At 43.2% G+C, this 25,290-nt stretch carries 19 protein-coding genes; 12 read left to right on the top strand and 7 right to left on the bottom strand.

What is annotated here, in order from left to right; genetic code table 11:
- Positions 1-3,905 (bottom strand): non-ribosomal peptide synthetase (locus EAE91_RS19250; RefSeq protein WP_342345910.1); only part of this gene is annotated, 3,905 nt, incomplete at its 3' end.
- A 1,223-nt stretch (positions 3,906-5,128) separates the two neighbouring features.
- Between EAE91_RS19250 and hutU the strand changes: the two genes are divergently transcribed.
- From hutU to EAE91_RS19210, 8 genes are all read left to right on the top strand, one after another.
- Positions 5,129-6,808, top strand: a complete 1,680-nt coding sequence (gene hutU / locus EAE91_RS19245) for a urocanate hydratase (RefSeq protein ID WP_214089898.1) — start codon at positions 5,129-5,131, stop codon at positions 6,806-6,808.
- An 8-nt stretch (positions 6,809-6,816) separates the two neighbouring features.
- The gene (gene hutH, locus EAE91_RS19240; RefSeq protein WP_214089897.1) at positions 6,817-8,361 is read left to right on the top strand and encodes a histidine ammonia-lyase; all 1,545 of its coding nucleotides are present in this window, start codon (positions 6,817-6,819) and stop codon (positions 8,359-8,361) included.
- Positions 8,362-8,448: 87 nt separating this feature from the next.
- Entirely contained in the window at positions 8,449-9,843 is a 1,395-nt protein-coding gene (locus EAE91_RS19235) for an amino acid permease (protein WP_214089896.1), read from the top strand.
- A 231-nt stretch (positions 9,844-10,074) separates the two neighbouring features.
- Positions 10,075-11,007, top strand: coding sequence for a 50S ribosomal protein L3 N(5)-glutamine methyltransferase (gene prmB, locus EAE91_RS19230; protein ID WP_214089895.1), 933 nt, complete (start codon positions 10,075-10,077; stop codon positions 11,005-11,007).
- A 74-nt stretch (positions 11,008-11,081) separates the two neighbouring features.
- Complete coding sequence (aroC, locus tag EAE91_RS19225; protein WP_214089894.1) at positions 11,082-12,167, top strand: chorismate synthase; 1,086 nt, start codon at positions 11,082-11,084, stop codon at positions 12,165-12,167.
- An 89-nt stretch (positions 12,168-12,256) separates the two neighbouring features.
- Positions 12,257-13,060 (top strand): sulfite exporter TauE/SafE family protein, encoded by an 804-nt coding sequence (locus tag EAE91_RS19220; protein ID WP_214089893.1) that lies wholly within the window; start codon positions 12,257-12,259, stop codon positions 13,058-13,060.
- 22 nt (positions 13,061-13,082) lie between these two features.
- Positions 13,083-13,634 (top strand): elongation factor P hydroxylase, encoded by a 552-nt coding sequence (locus EAE91_RS19215; RefSeq protein ID WP_214089892.1) that lies wholly within the window; start codon positions 13,083-13,085, stop codon positions 13,632-13,634.
- A 21-nt stretch (positions 13,635-13,655) separates the two neighbouring features.
- Positions 13,656-13,934, top strand: a complete 279-nt coding sequence (locus EAE91_RS19210) for a YfcL family protein (protein WP_046396548.1) — start codon at positions 13,656-13,658, stop codon at positions 13,932-13,934.
- A 123-nt stretch (positions 13,935-14,057) separates the two neighbouring features.
- On the opposite strand, the gene EAE91_RS19205 is transcribed toward EAE91_RS19210, so the two are convergent.
- From EAE91_RS19205 to EAE91_RS19195, 3 genes are all read right to left on the bottom strand, one after another.
- Positions 14,058-14,357: a type II toxin-antitoxin system RelB/DinJ family antitoxin gene (locus EAE91_RS19205; RefSeq protein WP_214089891.1), complete on the bottom strand. Its 300-nt coding sequence runs from the start codon at positions 14,355-14,357 to the stop codon at positions 14,058-14,060.
- 111 nt (positions 14,358-14,468) lie between these two features.
- On the bottom strand, positions 14,469-16,511 hold the full coding sequence (gene mnmC / locus EAE91_RS19200; protein WP_214089890.1) for a bifunctional tRNA (5-methylaminomethyl-2-thiouridine)(34)-methyltransferase MnmC2/FAD-dependent 5-carboxymethylaminomethyl-2-thiouridine(34) oxidoreductase MnmC1: 2,043 nt from the start codon (positions 16,509-16,511) through the stop codon (positions 14,469-14,471).
- A gap of 168 nt (positions 16,512-16,679) precedes the next feature.
- Positions 16,680-17,291: a LysE family translocator gene (locus tag EAE91_RS19195; protein ID WP_214089889.1), complete on the bottom strand. Its 612-nt coding sequence runs from the start codon at positions 17,289-17,291 to the stop codon at positions 16,680-16,682.
- Positions 17,292-17,468: 177 nt separating this feature from the next.
- Here EAE91_RS19195 and EAE91_RS19190 point away from each other — a divergent pair, with 177 nt between their 5' ends.
- From EAE91_RS19190 to EAE91_RS19180, 3 genes are all read left to right on the top strand, one after another.
- Positions 17,469-17,933 carry an Lrp/AsnC family transcriptional regulator gene (locus EAE91_RS19190; protein ID WP_214089888.1) on the top strand — a complete coding sequence of 155 codons (465 nt, stop codon included), beginning with the start codon at positions 17,469-17,471 and terminating at the stop codon, positions 17,931-17,933.
- Between the two features lie 1,321 nt (positions 17,934-19,254).
- A complete protein-coding gene (gene fabB / locus EAE91_RS19185) occupies positions 19,255-20,469 on the top strand; it encodes a beta-ketoacyl-ACP synthase I (RefSeq protein WP_214089887.1) in 1,215 nt (404 codons plus the stop codon).
- Positions 20,470-20,838: 369 nt separating this feature from the next.
- Positions 20,839-21,105, top strand: coding sequence for a hypothetical protein (locus EAE91_RS19180; protein WP_214089886.1), 267 nt, complete (start codon positions 20,839-20,841; stop codon positions 21,103-21,105).
- Between the two features lie 54 nt (positions 21,106-21,159).
- On the opposite strand, the gene EAE91_RS19175 is transcribed toward EAE91_RS19180, so the two are convergent.
- The 3 genes from EAE91_RS19175 to EAE91_RS19165 are packed head-to-tail and all read right to left on the bottom strand — an operon-like array spanning position 21,160 to position 24,116.
- Positions 21,160-22,680, bottom strand: coding sequence for a tripartite tricarboxylate transporter permease (locus tag EAE91_RS19175; RefSeq protein WP_214089885.1), 1,521 nt, complete (start codon positions 22,678-22,680; stop codon positions 21,160-21,162).
- A gap of 10 nt (positions 22,681-22,690) precedes the next feature.
- Positions 22,691-23,122 carry a tripartite tricarboxylate transporter TctB family protein gene (locus tag EAE91_RS19170; RefSeq protein WP_214089884.1) on the bottom strand — a complete coding sequence of 144 codons (432 nt, stop codon included), beginning with the start codon at positions 23,120-23,122 and terminating at the stop codon, positions 22,691-22,693.
- Between the two features lie 13 nt (positions 23,123-23,135).
- The gene (locus EAE91_RS19165) at positions 23,136-24,116 is read right to left on the bottom strand and encodes a Bug family tripartite tricarboxylate transporter substrate binding protein (protein WP_214089883.1); all 981 of its coding nucleotides are present in this window, start codon (positions 24,114-24,116) and stop codon (positions 23,136-23,138) included.
- A 381-nt stretch (positions 24,117-24,497) separates the two neighbouring features.
- Between EAE91_RS19165 and EAE91_RS19160 the strand changes: the two genes are divergently transcribed.
- On the top strand, positions 24,498-25,151 hold the full coding sequence (locus tag EAE91_RS19160; protein ID WP_244868938.1) for a DUF7424 family protein: 654 nt from the start codon (positions 24,498-24,500) through the stop codon (positions 25,149-25,151).
- Positions 25,152-25,290 lie beyond the last annotated feature (139 nt).

The following is a 25,290-nucleotide window of genomic DNA, read 5'->3' as shown; positions in this document are numbered from 1 at the left end:
GCACTGAGCAGCACGGTATACAGGGTGGTTTCCTGCGCTTTTGCCAGCGTCCTTAACTGTTCAGACAGCCGGGTGTCCAGCACAAAATTGAAATCCCGTCCCTGATAATTCACTTGTGTGGGTCTGGGATAATCGGTGGGCAGGACCAGTGATTCATAGCCGGTCAGGGTCTGTCGCCAGTAAGCAAGCTGGCGTTCACCGATGTCGCCCTGTAAATAGTCCCGTTGCCAGGCGGCGTAATCGCCGTAGGTAATTTCCAGTGGGGGAAGCTGGCTGTCACGACCTTCCCGCAAGGAGTGGTAAATCTCCGCCAGTTCAGTCATAAAGATATCGACCGACCAGCCATCAATGGCGATATGGTGCCATAGCATTAATAAGTAGTGCTGGCCAGACACCGGGTCAGACATCGAATAGTGGCACAGGCGCAGGCTGGGTTCCGTGGTCAAATTGAACGGGGTGGCTATTTCAGCCCGAACCGTGTTCAAAAGCGTGTCAGCGTTTTCACAGGACTGGGAGTGGATAACTAAATTCCTGTCCAGTTTCTGCGGGTAAACCTGCCCATCATCATCGCTGGGGTACACCATCTTCATTACAGTGTGGCGTTCAGCCAGCCGGTTAATGGCAGTTTCCAGCAGGGGCAGACAGGTATCGTTATCCAGTTGAACCAGATAAGGGATATGGTAGGTATCGGAGCCTTGTTCGAACTGCTCGATAAATAGCATCCGCTCCTGGGCAAACGATAAGGGATAGCGCTCCCGAGCCAGATGAGGGATAACCGTATAAATCTGCTGTTCCATCTTGGTTGCCAGGCCCGCGATGGTTTTTAGTGCAAACAACTGAGCTAGTGAGACTTCGGTTGCCAGCGTGCGGTGGATGGCGGCGGTTAGTCTTATTGCCGTCAGGGAGTTGCCCCCGATGCGGAAGAAATTATCTTCAATGCCCACCCGCTCCAGCCCCAACACGTCCTGCCAAATGGCACACAGTTGGGTTTCCAGCGCATTGCGGGGTGCCACGTATCCCTCTCTGTTTCCCCAGACAGGTTCCGGCAATGCCCGCCGATCCACTTTACCGTTTAGGGTCAGGGGGATGGATTCAATACGGGTAAAGCTGGCCGGCAGCATATAATCCGGCAGGCGGGAAGATAAGTGCCTGACGAGTTCATCGTCTGATAGTTCCTCGTCTGTCACCAGATACGCCACCAGTGCTTTATTGCCCTGATATTCGCGATCAATTACCACTGCCTGTTTGACTTGTGGGTGCAAAGTGAGCGCGGTCTCAATTTCTCCCAGTTCAATGCGGTAACCGCGGATTGTGACCTGAAAATCATTGCGTCCCAGATATTCCAGATTGCCATCCGGCTGCCAGCGCACCAAATCGCCGGTTTTATACAGGCGGGTGTAACCACGTTCCTTATCTTTATTGGTGGCAAATGGGTTTGCTATAAAACGTTCGGCAGTCAGTTCAGGCCGGTTTAAATATCCCCGTGCTAGTCCGGCACCGCCGATGTATAACTCTCCGGGTGCGCCAATGGGTACAAGATTCCCGGAATGATTCAAGACATAGGCATACATGTCATTTAATGGCCGTCCAATGCAAGATATTGCTGTAGCGTCGTCTTGGGTTAATTTCTTGTAGGTAACATGTACGGTTGTTTCGGTTATCCCATACATATTGATGAGAGCGGGTGATTGATCGCCGTAATGGTTCCACCAGGGTTTCAATTGAACCGGATTCAGTTTATCTCCACCAAAAATTACGTAACGAAGGTGGGGAAATTCAGCGCCAATATGCAATGACGCATCAATAAAGGCATAAAATGCCCCGGGTGTCTGGTTTAATACGGTAACTTTCTGATCTGAACAAAGATGACTGAATTTGCCGAAATCCTTCGTACATTCTATGGTCGGAATAATCAAACGCCCGCCATAGAGCAATGCGCCCCATAATTCCCAGACACTGAAATCAAATGTGTAAGCATGGTACAGCACCCAGGTATCATTTTGATCAAATTGATAATCCCCCTGAGTCGTTGCGAATAAACGCACAACATTATGGTGTGTCTGCAACACGCCTTTCGGTTGCCCGGTCGTGCCTGAAGTATAGATAACGTACGCCAGATCTGTGGCTCCGTTGACGGGGGCAGGATTCTCTGTCGATAGGTTTTCTGTTATTGCCCAATTATCCGCCGCTATCAATGCAGGCTGTTTAGTCTGTGCTTGTGTATATTCCCCCAGCGTTGTCAAATATTGCTGTTGAGTCAACACACAGGGGGATGCGGTGTCTTCTAAAATAAACCGGACCCGCTCCGGTGGATATTCCGGGGAGATTGGTACATAGGCTCCCCCTGCTTTCAGCACCGCCAGAATGCTGATGACCATTTCCAGACTACGATCCATATACAAAGCCACCAGCGTATCGGCTGGCATGGATTGATTGTGCTGTTGTTGATACTGTTCGCGGATCACTGCGGCCAACTGGTTAGCCCGTTCGTTTAGCTGGCGATAAATCAGTGTTTTCCCTTCAAATACCAACGCTATGTTGTCTGGTCTGGTGGCTACCTGAGCCTCAAATTTCTGCTGGAGAGTGCGGTCTTGCGGATAGGATATATCGGGCTGTTTCCAGGTATGTAGTAATGTATGACGCTCCTGTTCTAATAAAATAGGTAATTCACTGACTAATGATGTAGGGTTGTTGAGTAAGCTAATAAATAGATTTTGCAATCGTTCAAGTATTCTGTTGACATCCTGCTCACTAAAGTATTTCCGCAGATAATTTATCGTTATTTTTAGTTCCTGGGCATACCCATAGTCTTTCAATCTAAAGACAATAGGATAAATATTAAATACTCCATCTATGTGATGGTGCTGATTTTCGGTGACTTCGAAGTCTGATTCAGAAAAACGTTCATAGAAAATAGATATATTGGGTAAGGAAAGCTTATATTTATGAGCAATTCGGGCAAGGTGAGATTGAGGGAATTTACAGTGATAATAACTATTTTTGAGCTCGGATTCTGTTAATTTAATCTGTTCAATTATACTAGCCGCATGAGAAATATGACAATGCACCGGATACATATTTGCATGCATCCCGACAACATATTTTTCTGATTTCACCTCTCTTCCATGTGTGATCGTATTAAAAATCAGCTCTTGTTGTCCTGTAAGTTCAGTCATAATAATACTGACCAAACTCGAAAAGATGAAAAGCGGATTGGTTTTGTATTCTCTGCAAAAAGTACGCAAATCTTCTTTAATTGGAAAAGGCAATATTAACGTACAATTATCACTACCTGTATTCTGATAGCGAGGTGTTAATTGATGTATTTCTTTTTGTTTCAGAAAATCAGACCAATAACTCTTATCTTTTTCATACTGAGCGCTATTGAAATATTTTCTCGACTTGATTATTGTAGTTAAATATTGCGGAATTTCTGACAACCATGCGGTAGATGTTCCATCTTTAAGACAGTTGTATAATTTATGGACATATTCATGAAGTCGATATAATCCGACACCATCAATCATAATATGATGGAATTTAGTGAAAAAGTAATGTTTTTCATGACTTAAGCGAATCAGTGTAACCTGATATGGGGTTTTTTTTAAGTAATCGATAGGAATACCTACCTGTTGCTTCATCCAAAGATGTGCTTTCTTTTCAGGATCAAAATGCATCGAAACATCGTAGCATTTGATTAATTCTGGCGTACTTTGATTTTGAATATATTGAATAGCTTCATTATTCGAATTAATTGATATACGTAAGCGTAACATATCAATGTGTTGATATAGTAAATTCCACACTTTTTGCAAAATAACTATATCAACATTTTTTTCTATCAATGTATACCAGCCTAGGCTGTGTATTGGACTATTCTCATAAAGCACTTGTTCGTAAAACACATCTTCCTGAGAAGGATGAAGACTATATAAGTTCGAATCTAACGAACCCTCAGATGTTCTCATAATAAATTATACGAATGTATTCCGTCTGCAAATTATTTGTAGGTTATCGTGCGAATGAGTAGATTTCATTACTTTCCTGACGTTAAATTATTTATGTTACAGCATTAATTTAATAGGCATTGGCATAGTCTATCATAGCGTCACTACAGATAATCTCGCAATCTTTCAACACTCTTCCTCATGAAAAAAATAGTTAATATTATATTTATTTGCTAATGATTCACTTTCTATTAATTTCCTATATACTCAAGCTCACATATTTGTCACCAACCTTGTTTTTATTAAATTTACTTTCGGAAATTATTATTATCTTTATTTATCATATTATAATCATGGTTTTTTTCGGCGTAATAATGATTGTCATTGAAATTGAGGTCTGTATTGTATAACAAGCTTTTTAATCAGAGCAAGACCGCGAATATTTTTTAATTACGAATAAATAATAAATCAGTTAATTCGGAAAAATAGCTATGATCTTATACTCTCTTTTTGGGAGTGGATACTATGTACTTTGAGAGAGAACGCCTAAAAACTTTTCTCAGTAGCCAAATTGAATAAGATACAGACAATGATCCTGTCCACATTCTCTTTTCATCTCCTCAAAATCACACCCAATTTCCCAGCCTATTGAGGGCCGCTTACTCTTGCTTCTTATCCCAGCTACGACGAACTAACAGATATCTTCAATCCATTCAACTAGCCATTCTTTCGTTCAACATGGCTGAATAAGCCCCGGAGATGGCAAGGCAATGTTGCTGTGTGAAATAAGGGAGACAAACGGGTATGTAATGCGAGAAGTTCTTGTTTCCAGATGTTCGCAGGTGATTACATTTGGTGCCTCCCTTTATGTTGGGGAAAAGAATAGAAGATCATCATGACACAATATGGGCTACGACTGTCGTGCTACGAAAAACCTTTTCTCCCTTAAATTATATTTTTGTAAAATTAATGTAAATAATTTGTGATTATAAACACAAAAATAAGAAAAATATTATTACTTGATAATTGGGAAGAAATAATATTAACAAATTGATTCATAAGAAAATAAAAATAATAAGCTCATCAATTTGTCATTTTAGCTAATAGTTTGGTCTATTGAATATACATGTATATACAACTATACATTGAATAAATATCTAAAGACCAAAAGGAGCCAGACCGTGACCGCCCAAAATAGTAAATTCCGTAATGTCGGTATCCGGGCCTCCAGAGGAACACAGTTATCAGCCAAAAGTTGGCTAACCGAAGCTCCTCTGCGCATGTTAATGAATAATCTTGATCCAGAAGTTGCTGAAAACCCTGATGAATTGGTGGTATATGGCGGTATTGGTCGGGCTGCTAGAGATTGGGAATGTTATGACAAGATTATTGAAACACTGAAAAAGTTGGAAGACGATGAAACGTTGTTAATCCAATCGGGTAAGCCAGTTGGGGTATTTAAAACCCATAGCAATGCTCCGCGGGTACTCATTGCGAATTCGAATTTAGTGCCACACTGGGCAACTTGGGAGCATTTTAACGAGTTAGACGCTAAAGGGCTGGCTATGTACGGCCAAATGACAGCGGGTAGCTGGATTTACATTGGCAGTCAGGGAATTGTTCAAGGCACCTATGAAACGTTTGTGGAAGCGGGTCGTCAGCATTATGACGGTAATTTACAGGGCCGTTGGGTGTTAACTGCTGGTTTGGGTGGTATGGGGGGAGCACAACCGCTGGCTGCAACATTGGCTGGAGCGTGTTCGCTAAATATTGAATGTCAGCAAAGCAGAATTGATTTCCGCCTGCGTACTGGTTATGTCGATGAACAAGCGAAAGATCTAGATGACGCCCTGACCCGGATCGAAAAATACACTCAGGAAGGTAAAGCTATCTCTATCGCTCTGTGTGGTAATGCGGCGGAAGTCTTGCCGGAATTAGTTCGTCGTGGTGTACGCCCGGATTTGGTCACTGACCAGACAAGTGCACACGATCCTCTCAACGGCTATTTGCCAAAAAACTGGAGTTGGGAAGAGTACCGCCAACGTGCTATTTCAGCACCGGAAGAGGTCATCAAAGCAGCAAAATCTTCAATGGTGGAACATGTTAAGGCGATGTTGATTTTCCAACAGCAGGGCATTCCTGTTTTTGATTACGGCAACAACATTCGCCAAATGGCATATGAAGTCGGCGTAGAAAATGCTTTCGATTTTCCTGGTTTTGTTCCTGCCTATATTCGCCCGTTATTTTGCCGTGGTATCGGGCCTTTCCGCTGGGTAGCGCTTTCCGGCGATCCACAGGATATCTATAAAACTGACGCCAAAGTTAAAGAATTACTCCCTGATGATCAACATTTGCATCATTGGCTGGATATGGCGAGGGAACGCATTAGCTTTCAGGGTTTACCTGCCCGTATCTGTTGGGTTGGTTTAGGACAACGAGCCAAGCTAGGGTTAGCTTTTAACGAAATGGTACGCAGTGGTGAACTTTCGGCACCGATTGTTATTGGCCGTGACCATTTGGATTCCGGCTCTGTAGCCAGTCCGAACCGCGAAACCGAATCTATGTGTGATGGCTCTGACGCCGTTTCGGACTGGCCGTTGTTAAATGCCTTACTTAACACGGCCAGCGGCGCTACTTGGGTTTCTCTGCATCATGGCGGTGGTGTTGGCATGGGTTTCTCACAACATTCCGGTATGGTGATTGTTTGTGATGGAACGGATGAAGCCGCAGAACGTATAGCTCGGGTGCTGCATAACGATCCCGCCACTGGGGTTATGCGTCATGCTGATGCAGGTTATGAAATCGCTATCCATTGTGCTAAAGAGCAAGGATTAGACTTGCCGATGCTTAATACAAAATAAGGAACATTATGAAGCAGCTAACTATTTATCCAGGTAAATTAACCCTTGATGAACTACGTCAGGTTTATCTACAACCGGTGAAAATCGCGCTGGATAGTCGGATTTTTCCTGCTATTGAACACAGCGTGGAGTGTGTTAATGCGATTCTTGCTGAAAATCGCACTGCCTATGGCATTAATACTGGGTTCGGACTATTAGCCAGTACACGGATTGAAAAAGATGATTTAGAAAAACTACAGCGTTCGCTGGTTGTCTCTCATGCTGCCGGAGTCGGTGAAGCGTTGGACGATAATATGACCCGGTTGATCATGGTATTGAAAATTAACAGCCTCTCCCGTGGTTACTCCGGTATTCGTCTTACAGTTATTCAGGCATTAATCGCATTAGTCAATGCGGAAATTTATCCTCATATTCCTTGTAAAGGATCGGTGGGGGCTTCTGGTGATTTAGCACCGTTGGCACATATGAGCCTGTTATTACTAGGGGAAGGGCAAGCGCGTTATCAGGGCGAATGGCTGCCAGCCAAAGAAGCGCTGGCAAAGGCCAATTTACAACCCATTACATTAGCGGCTAAAGAAGGTTTGGCGTTACTGAATGGAACCCAAGTATCTACTGCTTTTGCGTTACGTGGGTTATTTGAAGCAGAAGATCTGCTGGCGGCAGCGATAGTTTGTGGTTCTTTATCCGTAGAGGCGGCATTGGGTTCACGTAAACCATTTGATGCCCGTGTACATGCAGTACGGGGGCAACAGGGGCAGATCGATGTTGCCGCATTGTATCGTTATGTACTAGAAGAGAGCAGCGAACTATCAGATTCTCATATCAATTGCCCGAAGGTACAGGACCCTTATTCATTACGTTGTCAGCCACAAGTCATGGGCGCTTGTCTGACTCAATTGCGGCATGCTGCTGATGTTATTCTGACTGAAGCTAACGCCGTATCTGATAACCCATTGGTGTTTGCTGAGCAGGAGGAGGTGATTTCTGGTGGTAACTTCCATGCTGAACCTGTTGCAATGGCGTCTGATAATTTAGCGCTGGTATTGGCAGAAATAGGTGCATTGTCAGAACGACGTATTGCGTTGTTGATGGATTCACACATGTCACAGCTTCCGCCTTTTCTGGTTGAGAATGGTGGTGTGAATTCAGGTTTTATGATTGCACAGGTAACGGCAGCGGCGCTTGCCAGTGAAAATAAAGCGTTGGCACACCCGGCGAGTGTTGACAGTTTACCAACTTCGGCCAATCAGGAAGATCATGTATCAATGGCACCTGCCGCAGGGCGTCGTTTATGGGAGATGGCAGAAAATACCCGAGGTATTCTGGCAGTTGAATGGCTATCTGCCTGCCAGGGAATCGATTTCCGCAATGGCCTGAGAAGCAGCCCGATTTTGGAAGAAGCACGTGGTATCTTGCGAGCGAAAGTAGATTATTACGATCAGGATCGTTTCTTTGCGCCTGATATTGATGCTGCTGTAAAATTATTAGCCGAGCAACATCTCTCCTTATTACTTCCTTCTGGACAGATATTACAGAGTAAAAATAACCGTTAAATAAACCAATGGCCGGCGTCTGACCGGCCTGATTATCACATTTATCTTTCTCATAAAACCCAATAATAAAAGATAAGAGGGTAAATCATGCAAGCCTCATTACAACTAGAACGAGGACTCAATGCACGCCATATCCGGTTTATGGCGTTGGGTTCTGCGATTGGTACAGGTCTTTTTTATGGTTCTGCTGAAGCAATAAGCATGGCAGGTCCGGCGGTATTGTTAGCTTATTTAGTGGGTGGTGCCGCTGTCTTTATGGTTATGCGTGCTTTAGGAGAAATGGCGGTTCACAGGCCGGATGCCGGTTCTTTCGCCAGTTACGCTCATCAATATTTAGGCCCGTTACCCGGATTTATTACCGGCTGGACTTATACTTTCGAAATGATCATCGTTTGTCTGGCGGATGTGACCGCTTTTGGCATTTATATGGGGCTATGGTACCCGGAAGTGCCGCGCTGGATATGGGTACTGAGTATTATTTTCATTATTGGCGCACTCAATCTTTGTAAAGTTAAAGTGTTTGGCGAAATGGAATTTTGGTTATCGATTCTGAAAGTTGCTGCAATCAGCGCCATGATTATTGCCGGAACAGGTATTATCTTGTTTGGTTTTAGCGGCCATTTTCAGGCAACGGGAATTCAAAATCTGTGGCAACACGGTGGGTTTATGCCTAATGGGTTGGGTGGCATTATTGAGTCTCTGGCTGTTGTCATGTTTGCTTTCGGTGGTATTGAAATCATCGGCATTACATCCAGTGAAGCTAAAAATCCGGCGAAAATGATCCCGCAAGCGATTAACTCTATCCCGTTTCGTATTCTTCTGTTTTATGTACTCACTATTTTTGTATTAATGGCAATTTACCCTTGGAATAGCATTGGCCAAGAAGGTAGTCCATTTGTCGCAATATTTCAGGGGTTAGGCATTGGTTCGGCGGCGAATATTCTGAATATTATCGTCATTACGGCGGCAATTTCGGCCATTAACAGTGATATCTTTGGTGCTGGTCGTATGATGTACGGTATGGCTGAGAAAGGATTAGCCCATAAAAAATTTATGCATTTAAGCCGTAACGGGGTGCCTTGGGTGACGATCATGGTTATGACGCTGGCATTATTGTGTGCTGTGGTTCTCAATTACTTGCTCCCTAAACAGGTATTCGTCATTGTTGCTTCGATTGCGACTTTTGCCACCGTGTGGGTCTGGTTAATGATTTTGCTGTCTCAATTTGCTATGCGCAGAAAAATGTCGCCGGGAGAAGTGCAGAAATTACAATTCCCGGTACCGATGTGGCCTGTTGCGCCGATTCTGACCATCGTGTTTATGATATTCATTATTGCTATTCTCAGCTATTTTCCGGCGACACGAATTGCCTTCTATGTGGGAGGAGTATGGCTCGTGCTGTTAACAGCCGCCTATTATTTATGGATACGAAAAAATGTCATTATTGTGAGCGCTCAATCAGTCAAAGAAACACAGTGTTAAATATGTAGAAACTAAACCGTCTTGTTGTTGAATAAGACGGTTTGGGCTGGAAATTAATTAAGAATTTACAATAAAATATCTGGGTTGCCTTTTTAGTTGTCATTCCTTAATTCATTGTTCGCTGAACATTAGCACCTAAAATTCTATGTCATTAACCTGATATAAAGCTGATTTGTTTCAATGATCGTGGCAAACTAGCAGGCTAATGAATTTGCAGGGCTGGAGGCGCTTTTGGACAAGATTTTTATCGATGAGGCAGTGGCTGAGTTATATACCATTCAGGATATGTTGCGCTGGTCTGTTAGCCGGTTTAATGCGGCGAATATTTATTACGGGCACGGTACAGACAATCCTTGGGATGAGGCACTGCAACTGGTTCTTCCATCACTGTTTTTGCCGTTGGATATCCCACAAGAGATGCTAACCACGCGACTGACATCAACTGAACGTCATCGTATTGTCGAGCGGGTACTGCGCCGTATTAATGAGCGCATTCCAGTTGCTTATTTGACTAACAGAGCCTGGTTTTGTGGTCATGAATTTTATGTTGATGAACGGGTTTTGGTTCCGCGTTCACCGATTGGTGAATTAATTAATAATGAATTTGCAGGATTGATCCCTGATCAACCCGCTAATATCCTCGATCTTTGCACAGGTAGTGGTTGTATTGCCATTGCCTGTGCATATGCTTTCCCGGAGGCAGAAATAGATGCCGTGGATATCTCCGCGGATGTGCTGGCCGTGACTGAACAGAATATTCAGAATCATAGCCTTGACCACCGGGTTATTCCGATTCGTTCTGATCTATTCCGCGATATGCCGCCGGTTAAATACGATCTTATTGTCACAAATCCGCCTTATGTCGATGCCGAGGATATGAGCGACTTGCCGGCAGAGTTTCGCCGTGAGCCGGAGTTGGGTTTGGCGGCGGGTTCAGATGGTTTGAAACTGGCACGTCGTATTCTGGCGACTGCTCCAGATTTTCTCACCGAACGAGGTGTATTGATCTGTGAGGTTGGTAATAGCATGGTGCATTTGATTGAACAATATCCTGATGTGCCATTTACCTGGTTGGAATTTGAATATGGTGGTGATGGCGTATTTATGTTGACACGTCAACAGTTGGTTGAACATCACGAGCATTTTCGCTTATTCAAAGATTGAATAGGCTATAGCTGCGGTAATAATGCAAAACGGGCAGAGTCAAATAAAAGCACGATTAACAGGAAGGAATTGGGATGGCGGGAAATAGTATCGGGCAATTTTTCCGGGTCACCACTTTTGGCGAATCTCACGGTTTGGCGTTGGGATGTATTGTCGATGGTGTGCCACCGGGCATTGCAATCACAGAAGCCGATTTGCAAGTTGATTTAGACAGGCGTCGTCCGGGAACTTCCCGTTATACAACGCAGCGCCGTGAGCCGGATCAGGTTCGCATTCTTTCGGGGGTATTTGAAGGGGTAACAACCGGGACCAGTATCGGTTTACTTATTGAAAATACTGACCAGCGTTCTCAGGATTACAGCGCTATTAAAGATGTGTTTCGTCCAGGCCATGCTGATTACACTTATGAACAGAAATACGGTATCCGCGACTATCGTGGTGGGGGCCGCTCTTCTGCGCGTGAAACGGCAATGCGTGTTGCCGCGGGTGCAATAGCGAAAAAATATTTGCTGGATAAATATGGGATTCGTGTCCGTGCCTGTTTGACCCAAATGGGCAATATCCATTGCCAATTGAAAGATTGGGAACAGGTGGAGCAAAACCCATTTTTCAGTCCTGATGAGACTAAACTTGAACAACTTGATGCCTTGATGCGTGAACTGAAAAAAGCGGGTGATTCTATTGGCGCGAAAGTGACAGTGGTCGCGGAAAATGTTCCGACTGGTTTGGGAGAACCGGTTTTCGATCGTCTTGATGCCGATATTGCTCATGCGCTGATGAGTATTAACGCAGTAAAAGGTGTCGAAATTGGTGATGGCTTCGATGTTATTAATTTACGTGGCAGCGAAAACAGAGATGAAATAACTGATCGGGGATTCACCAGTAATCATGCGGGAGGGATTCTGGGTGGTATTAGCAGTAGTCAGCCAATTATTGCTCATATTGCGTTGAAGCCAACGTCCAGCATCATGGTGCCGGGTAAAACGATTAATCGTCAGGGTGAAGAAGTGGAAATGATCACTCGTGGTCGCCATGATCCTTGTGTTGGTATTCGAGCTGTGCCGATTGCAGAAGCAATGGTAGCTATCGTGCTGATGGATCACTTATTACGTCAGAGAGCGCAGTGTGCTGATGTTGCGTCCAGCCTTCCTCGCTGGTGAACTTGAGAATGAAGCTAGCCTTGAAAATCCCAGAGACTGAAATGGGTAGCTTGAATATTGATAAGCGGTTTCTGTTAATGGGATGAAATATGGACTGGTTATTGTCGTCAGGTGCGGAAGTTTACATTCTGCTCTTTCTGGTTGCAATGATGGCTGGATTTATTGACTCGATTTCTGGCGGTGGCGGTTTACTAACCATCCCAGCGCTGTTATCCGTTGGTGTTTCCCCGGTACAGGCATTGGCGACAAACAAGTTGCAGGCAGTCGGAGGCTCCTTTTCTGCCAGCGTCTATTTTGTCCGTTATGGTGCGGTTGATCTCAAATCTCAACGCCTTGCCATATTGATGACATTACTTGGCTCAATGGCTGGTGCGATTATTGTCCAGTTTATAAAGCCCGATTTTCTCTGTCAGCTATTACCGGTTCTGGTCATTATCATTGGTCTTTACTTCCTTTTGACGCCAGCCATTGGCAGAGAAGAACGCCATCGTCGCTTGGCACCTGTGGCCTTTGCTTTGCTTGTTGGGAGTGGACTAGGTTTATATGACGGCATATTTGGCCCCGGTGTTGGCTCATTTTATGCGTTAGCTTATGTCGTGTTGTGTGGCTATAACCTGGCGAAATCCACCGCTCATGCTAAGGTACTGAATTTTGCTTCTAATGTAGGTTCACTGGCGCTTTTTATCCTTGGCGGTCAAGTTTTGTGGGTATTGGGCCTTGTGATGTTGGCAGGACAGGTGATTGGTGCGCGGTTGGGGGCAAGTTTAGTTTTGACTCATGGACAGAAACTGATTCGCCCTATGATTGTAATCATCTCCTTTTTGATGAGTATTAAATTACTGAATGATAATCACGGTGATACGATCCGTAGCTGGTTGGCATTTTATTTCTGATTCAGGGTTTTGTTTTTAATTCATGATAATACATAACTATCAACAACTTATTGATATTTTTAATCGCTGTTTTGGTGATGAATACAACACACGTTTGGTCAAAGGTGATAATGAACCTATTTACCTGCCGGCAGATGAAGAGGTCTCCTATAACCGGATTGTATTTGCTCATGGTTTTTATGCCAGTGCATTACATGAAATTGCGCATTGGTGCATTGCGGGCAAAGAGCGCCGTAAGCTAGTAGATTTTGGTTACTGGTATTGCCCGGATGGGCGTGACGCACAGACGCAAAGTGAATTTGAAAAAGTAGAAATTAAACCACAGGCACTTGATTGGTTGTTTTGTACCGCGGCAGGTTTTCCGTTCAATATTAGTTGTGACAACCTTGAAGGAGATTTTGAGCCTGATAGATTAACTTTTCAGCGTAAAGTTCATACTCAGATCATGGATTATTTGGCAGAAGGAATACCTACGCGAGCGGAGTGCTTTATTCAGGGGCTGCAATCGTTCTACAATACGCCTCCGTTAAAAGCGGAACATTTTCCTTACCCGGAAGATATATTCGCAGAATGAAACTGAATTTGAGGAAAAATGATGCTCGCTGAGTTTGAAACGCGTATTTTAGCGCAAATTGATGACATGGTAGATCACGCCAGTGATGATGAATTGTTTGCTGGTGGTTATCTCCGCGGGCATCTCACTTTAGCGGTAGCAGAATTGGAGCAGGAAGGTGCGCATACGGCTGAGCAGCTTCATGACCGTGTTGAAGAAAGTATCCAAAATGCGATTAAAGCGGGAGAACTGGCACCACCGGATCAGATTCTTGTTCTTAATACCTGGCAGCGCCTATTGGATAACGCTAAAACTCAATAAGTTGAATTAAAGCAATAGAATAGAAAAAACGAGCTACACCCCCCACGAAACCATATGAGTTTCTTGGGGGCAGTGCATCAGAAACGGAGACTTAGTGGCGATTTTTATTCCTTTTTCCACCATTTAAGAGCAAGCACGAAGTTTCCGTTCAATTAATTCTTGCGCTTCGTCCATGACTTGCTGATGTGGGACCGGTTGGCGCGTATCGTCGAGCGCTTCTTGCACTTTAGCGAAAAACCAAGCGTCGTAAGTTTCCGTATCAGCGGTGAAACCAGCGGGTAATGCACCATCTCTGGCGACACGGGTTAGCAGGATGCGTACAGCATCCGATATGGTTAGACCTAAATTAGCGAGCGTTTTTGTCGCATCAGTCTTGAGTTTGTCGTCTACACGAACATGCAGCATTGATGTTTGAACAGCCATTTTGTCTCCTCCACTTGTCAGACTTTAATTATGTGATGTGATATCTGCAATAGTATTAAGCTGCCTTCCAAAAGTTACATAAGCATTTCACTGCTTAGGCAGCGCAGTTCCTTATGGTCTTTCAGTTTTCACTTTACGGCCTTTCAGTAGTTTTCTGATCCAAAAACGGTTTGGGTGAAGGGCCGCCAGTGTTTCATTATCCAGCGGTAATGGCTCATCAAAGATCTGTCCTGCAAGAATTTCTGCACTGAGTGGCGCTGAGCATAATCCACGGGAACCTAATGCACCGATAACAAACAGATTGGAATAACAGGGTGCATCAGTGATGGTGCTCCCTGTGCGGATTTTTTCTGGCAAATCTTGATAATCTGCCATTATTTTATTGAGATCAGGCACATTTCCCACCATTGGCATATGGTCACGAATAACGCAGCGAATACCTTGGCGGGATTGTTTAGCAGAAACATCAACCTGATTTGTCCATTCGGCATTAGATAAACATTTCAGTAATCGATCACGGTTTTCCTGTTGTTCTGTTTCAGAATATTCATTATCAAGCCGATGGCGCTGATAACTGGCACCGATACAGTGGTGTTGATTGGCTGGATTAGCTGGTGTCATATAACCATCGTAGCAAAGTACATTTTGCAATTGGTTCAGATCAGTTGTGGTTGGGATGTGACTGACTTGACCACGCACAGCAGTTACCGGCAGTTTCTCAGTTTGTTCAAACTGGGGTAGATGATGACCGTTGGCAATTATCACCGTTTTGTGCTGTGCATTTAACGATTGTCCTTGATGCATGATGTGCAGTTGCCAGCCATGTTGGTTGTGGTTAAGCGCGGTAACTTGATGATTGAAGCAACAGAGCATTCCTTGTTGTTGTGCCAATTCTGTTACTGCTTTAGTGAATTCAGCCGGACATAGCCATCCGCCCTGTGGATAGTGAATGCCGTGGTGATGAATATCCAGCCCACATTTTTCACTCAACTGATGACAATTCATACCGATGGCGAGTTCATTCGGCCATTCTGTTGCCAGCATTTTCTCAATTTTCTTGCTACTTTTTTCATCATAAGCAAGCTGGCTGACACCACACCATTGATGGTCGAAATCAATTCCCTGCGCTAATAACTGTTCATATTGGCGGCGGGCAAAGGTGAATGCAGAGGTAAAGAATTTTTCGAGTCCGTTATTACTACCGTTCAGTAGCGGATAAAGTGCTCCCTGGCGATTACCAGACGCACCTTGTGCCGGGGCTGCATCCTGACAGTAAAGCGTCACCTGTGCTCCACGACGCAATAGCGCAAGTGCGGTAAGAATACTGGCAATCCCTCCGCCGATAATCGCGATATCATCGGTGTGGCTTGCTGGCGGCCGGGCAAACCAAGGTGCTGGTAATGGTTGATGTTTCTGAGTTGCCAGAACCCCAGTCAGCATTTCTCTTTTTCGCCCGAATCCTTTGATTTTACTGACATTAAAACCAGATTGTTGTAAACCGCGACGGACGATACCAGCAGAAGTAAAGGTTGCAAAGGTGCTTTCTGGATGGGCAAATTGTGCCATTGCGGCAAACAACCGTTCACTCCACATTTGCGGGTTTTTGGCAGGAGCAAAACCGTCTAAAAACCAAGCATCTATTTTGCCGTGAAGACTGGAATCCATTGTTGGTAACAGATCATTGACGTCACCAAACCATAAATCCAATGTGACAGTGCCATTTGCCATAATCAATCGGTGGCAACCAGCTAGTGGTTGAGGCCATTGCTGACAAAGTTGCTGTGAAAAAATTTCAAGCTCAGGCCAGCGTTGATGAGCGGCTTTTAAATCATTGGTTTTCAGTGGATATTTCTCAAAACTTATGAAATGTAGGCGTTTCAACGGTGCATCAGGATTTTGCTGTCGAAATAGATCAAATGATTGCCAGAGCGTCAGAAAATTTAATCCTGTTCCGAAGCCGGTTTCCGCGATGACACAGTTAGAACGGGAATGAGTGCTGAATCGTTGGGGGAAGTGGTTACCATTAAGAAATACATAACGGGTTTCTTCCAGCCCATCCTGATTTGAGAAGTAAACGTCATCAAATTGTGTTGAAACCGGGGTACCTTGATCATTCCAACTTAGGGTAGCGGTACAGATAGCAGAATTTTTCACGGTAATGCCTGCAATGTTACTGATAATAATGCGATTTTAGCGAGATCGGGGTTGATGTACCACTTGACAGAAGAAAAGGGTGGAAAAGTGCTGATTTGAACAGCAGACAGCACCTGTATTTGGACAGGTGCTGGACATTATTGGTCGTTATATCAACAATTATTCTGTTCAGCTCTTTGCCAAGTGTCCTGCGGCTAAACACAAAAGCCCTGCGGCAATTCCTTCAACCCAGCGACGGCGACGATCGCTGAATGAACCTTTTTGCCCCATGCTAGCTATGATGACACCGATTAATCCGTAAATGAGAGCACAGGTCGTGATGAAAATTGCTGAGAGAATAATGGATTGGAGCGTATAGTTGCTGTCCGCAGTGATGAAGTTTGGCAGAATAGCAAAGTAGACTAGCAACCCCTTGGGGTTTAGAAAGCTGGTTAGGAAACCTTTGGTCAGAGAGGTCTTGGCTGATGAGGGCGAGAAAATAATTTTGCCAGGACGCATGGCTGAACGAAACATCTGAACCGCTAAATAGGCTAAGTAGACAACGCCAACCCAACGCATCACCTCGAACAGAATTGGTGAGGTTGCCACGATAGCTGTAACACCCAGAGCACCAAGAATGCCATGCAGACAATAACCAGAGATAACCCCTGCATTGGCGCGTAGGGCTGCACTTTTTCCTGCTGACAGACCTTGAGATGCCACAAACATGATATCGGGTCCAGGAGTACAGATTAATGGCAGTACAGTTGCAGCGAAAATTAAAAAGTTCTCTAACTGCATGATTTTTCCTCCATAAATATTTAAGAGTAAGCTGGCAGGCTAGACGCTATAATCAATCTATAAAAATATAATTTTTGGTATTTTAAGCTAATTTTTATGGTATTTTGTGTCTATTTTTTCATTTTTTATATTAATATTGAAATCTGTATAATTGATTTTTAGTTTTAATGGAATCGAATGCCAATGAAATTAGATAATATTGATAAACGTATTCTTCGGGCCTTACAACGTAACGGCCGACTCCAGAATGTCGAATTAGCTAAAGAGGTTGGTTTATCGCCATCGCCTTGCTTGCGGCGTGTACGGTTATTGGAAGAAGCAGGGGTCATTAAGCGTTATGTTGCCGTTCTTGATGGCTCGAAGATCGGCGCTAGTCTTTCATTGTTTGCCCGAATTTGGCTCAAGGCTCAGGATGCAGAGACGATTCAGCGTTTCACTGATGCTATCCAAGAAATGCCTGAAGTTGTGGAATGTCACTTAATGGCAGGAGAATGTGACGCGCTTCTGAGAATCGTTACTGAGGATCTCCATTCTTATCGTCGTTTCCATGCCGAACATCTAACTCGGATCGAGAGTATTCAAAGCGTTAAGACGGAGGTACCGATGGAAACGGCGAAACTTACTCATATGTTGCCAATATGAGTTACCAATCTTTCCCTATGTGTACCTGAATAACATATTGTTTGGCAAAGGGAATTACTGAGGAGACATTTGCTTTGATATGGAACGTTTCTCTCTGGAGATATGTTCACTATTAAATAATAAATAGTTTTATACACTCTACTTTATTATGAGTAAGCTCTCCTCGTAATAAAAGTGGCATGCTCAAGGAGATAATTCCCCGCCAGTAAAGCGGGGTTTTTATTTATAAATGAATATGGAATTTACATAATTTTTTAAATTCTTTTGATTGCCTCTCTTTTAAATGTGAGGAAATCGTATCAATCATTGATATCACTTTACGCTTGGCTGCTTCTTATTAGCCCGTTTTAAGTAATTTGAATTTTGCATAGGTATAAATATTTCCTCTGAATTGAGCCCAGTAATCTCCTTAGTATTACTTCTGTATATAGACTCTAATAATCGCTGATTCTTACTGGATATAATCATAATTAGTCCATAAAGCGTGATGAATGCACCGATTAGGATATGATTTTGTTGTGAAGAAATTGGTTCTATATTGTTAAATTTGTTGCCATATTGTGATGTAATGTTTGTGTCCATATTAAAAGCCACTAAGATCCATATGATACCAACGCTCAGTAGAAGATAACCAAGTCCTCTCATTATTAACCCCCATTAGGATTATTGGGTAAAGTTATTTAGGTCTTACAATGAACCGACCATTTGCATATGACATAGCATAATTGCCATCACTTTTTGTGTGAATAATGGCTTTATCGGTTGATAAAGTCGGAAAATTTTCTGTTCTAAAACATTTGTTGCTGTAAGTTTAAGTATTTTACCTAATGCAGTCAGTAATATAACATAGGGATTGATTCATTTCATGGAAATTTTATTTATCCTTATTATTCTCAGTTATTAAATTTGTTTCTAACTAGCAGGAAACTTAATAAAAATAGCAAGTATAGCAACCTCTATATAAATATAAGCCTACTAATCATTATTCGAATGTTTGATAAGTTAATATGTATTGCATTGATATTATTATCCTTAGGTTAAATTTTTGATGGGAATTACACGTATTTTATGATCTTATTGTTTACCAAAATAATTCTTATCTGAAATTTATTTTTATCTATTAAAATTCGAATGTTTTTTACTGTATTCTATGAAAGTTAACAGTTATTTTGACGTGAAAATATATTGTAATTTTTAGAGAGATGAAACTTTCTTCATAATTTTATCCTGATCGGACTTGTTCAGCGTACAAGTGTACGCTAAAGTGCTACATAGCTATAGATAAAAATCCGGCAGATAAACACATTTGATGAGGTATTTAATGAAGCGCGTAGTGATCACTGGCTTGGGTATTGTTTCCAGCATTGGTAATAATCAGAAAGAAGTACTGGCATCTCTGAAAGAAGGCCGCTCCGGGATAACTTTTTCTGAAAAATTCAAAGATATAGGAATGAGAAGCCATGTCTGGGGTAATGTAAAGCTGGATACCTCTGGGTTAATAGACCGAAAAATTCAGCGTTTCATGAGCGATGCCTCTGTTTATGCTTATCTGGCGATGGATGAGGCAATTAAAGATTCGGGTCTGACTGATGATCAGGTTTCCAATATTCGTAGCGGGCTGGTAGTGGGGTCTGGAGGTGGTTCCCCGTATAACCAAGTTGCGGGTGCTGATGGGATGCGTACTCGTGGTTTACGGGGTGTAGGGCCTTATATGGTAACCCGTGCAATGGCTTCCGGTGTGTCAGCTTGCCTTGCAACTCCCTTTAAAATCAAAGGAGTAAACTACTCTATCAGTTCTGCATGTTCTACTTCTGCCCATTGCATTGGTCATGCGGCTGAACTTATTCAGTTAGGAAAACAGGATATTGTTTTTGCTGGTGGCGGCGAAGAGCTGTGTTGGGAAATGAGCTGTGAATTTGATGCAATGGGTGCACTTTCAACGAAATATAACGAAATGCCAGAAAAAGCATCCCGTACTTACGATAAGAACCGTGATGGTTTTGTTATTGCTGGCGGCGGCGGTGTTGTTGTTGTGGAAGAATTAGAGCATGCACTGGCACGCGGCGCACACATATACGCTGAAATTGTTGGTTATGGAGCAACATCGGATGGCGCAGATATGGTTGTTCCATCTGGTGAGGGTGCGGTTCGTTGTATGAATATGGCACTGCAAGGTGTGAAAGGTTCCATTGATTATGTGAATACGCACGGTACCTCTACTCCTGCGGGTGATTTGAAAGAGTTGGAAGCGATCAGGGAAGTCTTTGGTGATACAACACCGGCAATTTCTGCAACAAAAGCGATGACTGGCCATTCATTGGGCGCGGCTGGTGTACACGAAGCGATTTATAGCCTACTGATGTTAGAGCATGGCTTTATTGCACCAAGTATTAACATTGAAGATCTCGATGATAAAGCGGCAGGCATGAATATCATCACTAAACCTACTGAGCAAAAGTTGAATACGGTGATGTCCAATAGTTTTGGCTTCGGTGGCACTAATGCTTCTTTGGTGATGAGTAAATATTCAGGTTGATTCCCTCCATCACAGATTACTTCGGACCAAAAATGGTCATTATTTTATGCATCTTAGGTGACCGCGTACAGCGGATCACCTTTTATACCCGTCATCTTTCAAGTTGCCTCTTTGTTGGCTGCACTCGCTCACCCCGGTCACCTCGGTCACATAGTTATCTATGCTCCCGGGGATTCACTCCTTTGCCGTCGCGATGCATCTTGGAATCCATAGGGTATATATGTGTATGGTCCCATTTTTACGTGCTGTTCGTATTAACAGGAAAGGCCATTATTAATATCATTTAATAGCCATTTAACAGTCGTTGGGATGGAGTTTTGAATCATCGATTTGGCAAAGATAGTATTCCACCAAAGGATGATTCTTACTATGAATGTTGCAGTCAACTTGGCGTATTGTATTATCGTTTATAAAAATAAATTCGAACCTATTTTGCCGAATTTTGATTTTTGTGTGAAATATAATGTGAATATGAAAATATATTCTTATTTCGGTAAGAAAGCCCATAATATTTTTATACCCGTCATCTTTCAAGTTGCCTCTTTGTTGGCTGCACTCGGTCACCCCGGTCACCCCGGTCACATAGTTATCTATGCTTCCGGGGATTTACTCCCTTGCCGTCGCGATCCATCTTGAAATCCATAGGGTATATGATAATTGTGATTTTATAATACTATGGGCTTTTCCTTGTTATACTTTGTTTTCAGTCGCCATTTGCTGAATACGGCGTTTACGAATAATTCGCAATATTGGTGGAATAACCAAAACCAGAACGGCCAGTATCAGTAAACTCTGAGTAATTGCGCTGCTCCATAGAATGCTAAATTCTCCATTACTAATAGAAAGTGCGCGACGTAAATTTTGCTCCAGCATTTCTCCCAATACAAAACCGAGGATTAATGGCGACATCGGGAAATTCATCTTCCTCAGAATGTAGCCGAAAACGCCCAATCCTACCATCAATAGAAGATCAAACGTCGTACTGTGTATGGCATATACACCAACCGCTGAAATAGTAGCAATAGCTGGGACAAGGAACCAGAGTGGAATAGTGAGCATCCGTGTAAACAGACCAATCATTGGGATATTCATAATCAGCAGAATAATATTGGCAATCAGTAAAGCTGCAATTAACCCCCAAACAATATCCGGCTGTTCAGTGAACATTCCCGGTCCAGGCGTAATATTATAGAGTGTTAATGCTCCCATCATAACGGCAGTGGTACCTGAACCTGGCACTCCTAATGTTAGCATTGGAATAAAGGAGCCACAGGCCGAAGCATTATTAGCTGCTTCTGGTGCTGCTACGCCGCGAATATCACCTTTACCAAATGAGTCGCTATTCCCACTGAGTTTCTTCTCAGTCATATAGGTAATGGCGCTGGCAATTGTCGCTCCTGCGCCAGGCAAAATACCGACAAAGAAACCGATAAAGGATGATCTAAGCGTTGGTATGGCGCATTCAGCCGCTTCCTTGCGATTGAACAGCAGTCGGCCTGTTTTGCGGATAATGGTTTTGCCGGTTGAGGTGTTCTCTAGCATCAGTAAAATTTCGCTAACAGAAAACAGACCTATTACCACAACAACAAATTGAATACCGTCTGACAGATGAACACTATCGAAAGTAAAACGATAAACCCCGGTGTTGGCGTCTACTCCGACAGTTGCCAGGCCCAATCCTATTAATGCTGCTAATAGTGATTTCAGCGGATTCTGGCTCATCATGCTACCCAGACAAGCAATAGCAAAAACCATAAGTGCAAAATATTCAGCAGGGCCGAAAGCCAGTGACCACTGCGCCAGTAATGGTGCAAATAGAATGATGCCTAAAATTGCCAGCAAAGAACCACAGAAAGAACTCACCGCGGAAATAGACAGCGCCACACCTGCACGGCCCTGTTTGGCCATCGGATAACCATCTAGTGCGGTCATAATGGCAGAGGCATCACCAGGAACATTCAGCAGAATCGATGATATACGCCCACCATATTCACAACCGATATAAACGGTTGCCAATAAGATCAGGGCAGATTCAGCAGGCAGTTTTAAAGCGAAAGCCAATGGCAGCAGAATCGCAACACCATTAATCGGCCCAAGCCCGGGCAACAGCCCAACAATCGTGCCGACAAAGCAGCCAATTAAAGCAATAATCAGGTTTTGCGGCACCATCGCAACTTCAAAACCTTGACTGAGATACATCCAGGTTTCCATAAATTCTCCGTTAGTTTAGCCAGCTACCGAGAGGCAGGGTTACGTCAAGTAAGCGGTCAAAGGCGAAATAGAATGTGACGCCAAGGAACACCCCGGAAATGATTGCGGCAGGCAGTGTTGCGTTAAACAACAGTGCGATACTGAATGTCAGCAGCGCTGTAGCCAGAGGAAAACCAAGCCACTCAAATGACCAACCATAAATAACTAGAGAGAGAATCAACAACATTAAGCGGCGGATAACAGGGGCGCTAGGCCAATTGCTCTGTTCTGGTTTTTTGAAAAGTAGTAATAAGGCACAAAGTGCCATCAGAGACAGAATGATCATTGGGAAAGGTCTGGGCCCCAGAGGTTCATAAGTGTATTCACTTTGAATACCCCAACCGATAACCATCCCAATGGCGCAGAGCACTAACCAGACAGTAGCAAAGATACGATCGCTCATGATGATGACTCTATTATTTGGCTAAACCAAAAGCTCTGGCTTGTTCACGATATTGTTCGACCTGCTTTTTCACATAGCTGTCTAATTCTTTGCCGGTCATGTTGAATTCGAACAACCCACGGATATCACGTTGTTTTTTAAAAGCATCCGTTTGTTGTAGTTTATTAAAAGTATCAACCCACCATTGGTACTCTTCATCAGAAACTTTTGGGCCCATGTAAAATCCGCGGATAATCGGCCATACCAAGTCATAACCTTGCTCTTTGGCAGTAGGAATATTGGCTAAATCACCATCCAGTCGTTTATCTGCATAAACAGCTAAAACTCGGATTTTGTCTCCATTCAGGTAAGGCACCATCTCACTCAAATCACCGGAAACCGCTTGAATATGATTACCTAGCAGAGCGGTAACAGGTTCGCCGCCCCCCTCAAAAGCGACATAACGCATCTTGTGAGGATCAATACCGACCTCTTTTGCTAGTAGTGCGGTTTTCATCCAGTCCTGACTACCGATAGACGCGCCAGCACCAAATACAATGCTGTTAGGGTTATCCTTGAAAGCGTCCATCAAATCGTTCAGGGTGCGGTAAGGTGAATCGGCACGGACAGCGATCATTCCATAATCAGTACCAACACTTGCCAGCCAGCGCACATCATTAACGTTATAGCGGCCAAATTTCCCCTGAGACAAATTGAGCAGAGAGCCGCCAGAAAAGGCAACAAGGGTTCCCGCTTCAGCAGGTCGCTGTGCGACGATAGCATTGTAGGCGACAGCACCAACACCACCGGGCATAAAGGTGACACGCATAGGCTTGCTGATCTCTTTCGTATCCAGTAATGAAATTTGGATCAGCTTGCAGGTCAGGTCAAACCCTCCCCCTGGTTTTGCAGGAGCAATACATTCGGTCCTGTTAGGCGCGCTGGCAGCAAAAACACTGCTTGTGCCAAATAGTAAAGCGGTTGCCGCTAACATCTTGATCATTATAGTTTTCATTTGCTTGCTCTCATCAATACCGGTGTAAGACATAACCATTACAAATGGCCCTGGTTGATTTAATTAGTAATAACAAAACCTTTCATTTACCTTTCATTAACAAGAAAAGTTGTTGATATGTGATTTTAATCGCTTAAATTTGCGTAGTGTTTCGCATTAATGAGTTAACAAGTGGCTACAGGCTTTCTTTTTTGTTTTGGTTTGTTGTAAGTTTCTCGTAGTTTTGAGGTTGCTCTGTTTTGCTCGCAAGAACTTTACATTCGGATCATGCAAATGGTAATTAATTATTTATACAATGTGTTAAATTAAACGGAGAATTTATTGAATACTTGGATTCACATAATAAGACTTTATCTTGAAAAAATCTGAATTGAGGAAATGATGAAAAAATTGATTCTTTGTAGTGTTATGGGTAGTGCTATGGTTTTTGCTTTGGCGGGATGTAAAACAGAACTCAGTACTTCGGTATCGGTTAACCAACTGTTATCTGAACAAGTTAAAACGGTGACATCTGATTTGTTGGTTGAAGTCAGTGCCTGTGGTGATTATAAAGATTCCAGACAACCATCAAAATCTTTGTTAGACGCTCAGGAAAAAGTGCCGACTATTTTTGCCAATGCAGAATACGTGGAATGTTTTAGACAAAATATGGATTCGTTTGCTCACTTTAAAGTTCCTGTGAGTGTAGGTAATTCAAGTGTAACTGGTTCTGCTAAGGGTATTCATCTTTACGGTAGTGGCGCAGATATCTTGGTGATAAGTGTCCCGAAAGAGATGAAAAAGAAAATTAGCCAGGTAGATAGTTCAATGGCATCAAAGACCAAGATCTCAATTAATATTAAGAATGATACAGATAAGGTTTTAAAAATGACGGGCTTATCTGCATTTCTTAATGATAAAGAGCCGATGGTGATATCGAGTTTTAGTTTAAAAGTAGGCAGTGAAATAAAACTCACTTTGTCTAATGTCTCTGTGGCATCTGCATTGGATGAACGTTTTGATTTTACCCCTGTGCTCATGGCAATATCTGAGTAAATGGAAATGGTAATAGAAATCTATTACTTGATTCGGTATGACAGGATATCCTGTTATTGATAGCACGGTATTTTGGCATGAAAATGGAATTGAATCAGTGTCTGACTATTTTTCAGAAAATAGGTATGGCGATATGAAC

Source organism: Photorhabdus noenieputensis, from assembly GCF_018448935.1.
GTDB lineage: Bacteria > Pseudomonadota > Gammaproteobacteria > Enterobacterales > Enterobacteriaceae > Photorhabdus > Photorhabdus noenieputensis.
The sequence above is the reverse complement of the archived record's forward strand: the minus strand, read 5'-3'. Positions and strand labels throughout refer to the sequence as shown.

Coding starts and splice junctions, on each gene's coding strand:
- aroC (WP_214089894.1), top strand. CDS start 11,082: ATGGCGGGAAATAGTATCGGGCAATTTTTCCGGGTCACCACTTTTGGC.
- EAE91_RS19175 (WP_214089885.1), bottom strand. CDS start 22,680: ATGGAAACCTGGATGTATCTCAGTCAAGGTTTTGAAGTTGCGATGGTG.
- EAE91_RS19170 (WP_214089884.1), bottom strand. CDS start 23,122: ATGAGCGATCGTATCTTTGCTACTGTCTGGTTAGTGCTCTGCGCCATT.
- EAE91_RS19165 (WP_214089883.1), bottom strand. CDS start 24,116: ATGAAAACTATAATGATCAAGATGTTAGCGGCAACCGCTTTACTATTT.
- fabB (WP_214089887.1), top strand. CDS start 19,255: ATGAAGCGCGTAGTGATCACTGGCTTGGGTATTGTTTCCAGCATTGGT.
- EAE91_RS19180 (WP_214089886.1), top strand. CDS start 20,839: ATGAATGTTGCAGTCAACTTGGCGTATTGTATTATCGTTTATAAAAAT.
- EAE91_RS19205 (WP_214089891.1), bottom strand. CDS start 14,357: ATGGCTGTTCAAACATCAATGCTGCATGTTCGTGTAGACGACAAACTC.
- hutH (WP_214089897.1), top strand. CDS start 6,817: ATGAAGCAGCTAACTATTTATCCAGGTAAATTAACCCTTGATGAACTA.
- EAE91_RS19215 (WP_214089892.1), top strand. CDS start 13,083: ATGATAATACATAACTATCAACAACTTATTGATATTTTTAATCGCTGT.
- EAE91_RS19195 (WP_214089889.1), bottom strand. CDS start 17,291: ATGCAGTTAGAGAACTTTTTAATTTTCGCTGCAACTGTACTGCCATTA.
- EAE91_RS19235 (WP_214089896.1), top strand. CDS start 8,449: ATGCAAGCCTCATTACAACTAGAACGAGGACTCAATGCACGCCATATC.
- EAE91_RS19210 (WP_046396548.1), top strand. CDS start 13,656: ATGCTCGCTGAGTTTGAAACGCGTATTTTAGCGCAAATTGATGACATG.
- EAE91_RS19190 (WP_214089888.1), top strand. CDS start 17,469: ATGCCAATGAAATTAGATAATATTGATAAACGTATTCTTCGGGCCTTA.
- EAE91_RS19220 (WP_214089893.1), top strand. CDS start 12,257: ATGGACTGGTTATTGTCGTCAGGTGCGGAAGTTTACATTCTGCTCTTT.
- EAE91_RS19160 (WP_244868938.1), top strand. CDS start 24,498: ATGAAAAAATTGATTCTTTGTAGTGTTATGGGTAGTGCTATGGTTTTT.